Origin of the sequence: Streptomyces massasporeus, assembly GCF_014648995.1 — a bacterium.
In the GTDB taxonomy this organism is placed as follows: Bacteria; Actinomycetota; Actinomycetes; order Streptomycetales; family Streptomycetaceae; genus Streptomyces; species Streptomyces massasporeus.
The window spans coordinates 1-1,857 of record NZ_BMSE01000057.1 but is presented as its reverse complement, the minus strand read 5'-3'; the positions used below and the strand labels follow the sequence as shown (position 1 = coordinate 1,857).

The following is a 1,857-nucleotide window of genomic DNA, read 5'->3' as shown; positions in this document are numbered from 1 at the left end:
GCGCGGCATCTCCCCGCCCTGGATGCCGGGGAACACCCACTCGCTGTCATGCGACGCCAGCAACGCCGTCAGCATCTCGTGCAGGAACGGCGGCACCACGAGGGTGCGGTGCGAGTCGTACTTCGGGTCGACGAGGGTGCGCACGCCGTCGACATACTGCTGCTGCCACTGCACGCGCAGCGCCGGCATCTTGCCCGGCCCGTACCGCTCGGCGGCCTCGGCGCGCCGGTCCGGCTCCGGGTCGCTGGTCGGCCACGTCGGAGAGGCGAACTCCCGGCGCAGACCCCACAGCTCGCCGGGCGGTCTCATGCCGGTGAAAGCGGCAGTCCACACGCACGCCCACCCCGCGAAGCCCCAGATCGTGTACGCGTTCTGGGCGAGGTGATGCAGCACCGCCATCTCCATGGGGCGCTTCACCTCGCGCTTCTTCTTCGTGTACCTGCCGCGGCGGCCGTGCTTGATGATCGGGGACTCGGCGCGCAGCTTGTACTTCACGACCGCGTCGGTCATGAGCAGGTTGAACAGGCTGAGGAGCTGGTCGACGTAGTGGTGGCCGATCTCGCCGGCCGCCGCGGACTTCTTGAGGCTCTTCTTCCAGGCGTCGTACTCCCAGGCCGTGATGTCGCCAACCGGCCGGTCTCCCCAGTAGGGGATGATGCGGGCACGCAGCCGCGACTTGTATCTGCCCATCGACATGGGGCGCAGGTCCTGCGCTTCCCACCACATCCAGCAGTAGTCCCGCATCAGCGTCTTGGCGTGGGCGCGGGGGATGTTGCGGCCGTGGCGCACTTCGTGCTCGCGGTCGAGACCGAAGTTGTAAGCCTCATCCGCGTCCGCGAAGGGCACGCCGGGTTCTCGGCCGCTGGCGCTCTCGTACTTCTTACGGCGGGTCGCTTTGCCGTCGACGTCGAGGACGTACTCGCCGCTCCACCACTTCACGCGGATCGAGCCGCCGCGAACCTCCACGTAGGGCATGCGTTCCCCCTTGGGCGGGTCTTGGTCGCGGTAGTCCGGCAGGTACCCCTACCGCCGGGACTCCGCGGCCTAGTGCTCAGGTGCCGAGCCAGCAGCCCCGGCAGCCTTCGCAGTCTCCTCCTGCGCGCTTCACGATCTCTCGCATCGAGCATCTTGCTTCGTCGCTCGTCTCGATCTCGCTCGGCGCTACACAGATCATTCTCCCATCGGCCGGGCCGGCCCATCCTGCGAAATCCGGGCCGACATCGACTATGGACAGAGTGCTCCGCATACCTGGTCCCCCTTCATGGGTGCTTCGGGGAACCCCCAAGGTGTGGTCACGACTCTGCCATGTCGTGAGCCTGTTGGGACCACGTGGGACCAAAGATGTACAGGGAAGTGAGGTGAAGAAGCTTCGAGCGCAAAGGGTTGTACGCCATTCGGCTGAACTTTCGCTAAACCACGCCGCGCTTGTGGAGCTCTTCGAGTACGCGCTGGTTCAGCTCCAGGATCTGCTCTGCTGTCAGATCACCCTTGATGCCCAGTGCGGCACTGTTGACGGCATCACCCACATGCCGCTGGAGCTCCTCCTTGGGGATCATGGCGATCGCCGAGGCGGACCCCTTGGGGGCGGCCTCCGCAACGACCGGTTCCTCGCCCTGCAGGACGCGGCGGCAGCTGCCGGGAGCCCACTGCAGGGCGTGCTCGATGCTCGTGTAAGAGGTGGCCCTGACGTTCTGGGCCGCCTCGACGCGCTTCCAGGTGTCCTTGCTCATGTCTGCGAGCTTGGCCGCAGGCTCGATGCCCAAGCGGAGTTCTAGGCGCCGCTCTTGGACGAGCCGCGCCAGGCGTTCGAGGTCGTTACCCATGAGGCACATCCTGCCAGGACCAGCTAGGACCAGC

The 1,857-nt window shown here is 66.5% G+C and carries 2 protein-coding genes; both read right to left on the bottom strand.

Features of this window, described 5'->3' with window-relative positions; all coding sequences use genetic code 11:
* Positions 1-975 (bottom strand): tyrosine-type recombinase/integrase (locus IE153_RS41160; RefSeq protein ID WP_189594792.1); only part of this gene is annotated, 975 nt, incomplete at its 3' end.
* A gap of 434 nt (positions 976-1,409) precedes the next feature.
* Positions 1,410-1,730: a hypothetical protein gene (locus tag IE153_RS41155; RefSeq protein WP_189594791.1), complete on the bottom strand. Its 321-nt coding sequence runs from the start codon at positions 1,728-1,730 to the stop codon at positions 1,410-1,412.
* Between the last annotated feature and the right edge of the window lie 127 nt (positions 1,731-1,857).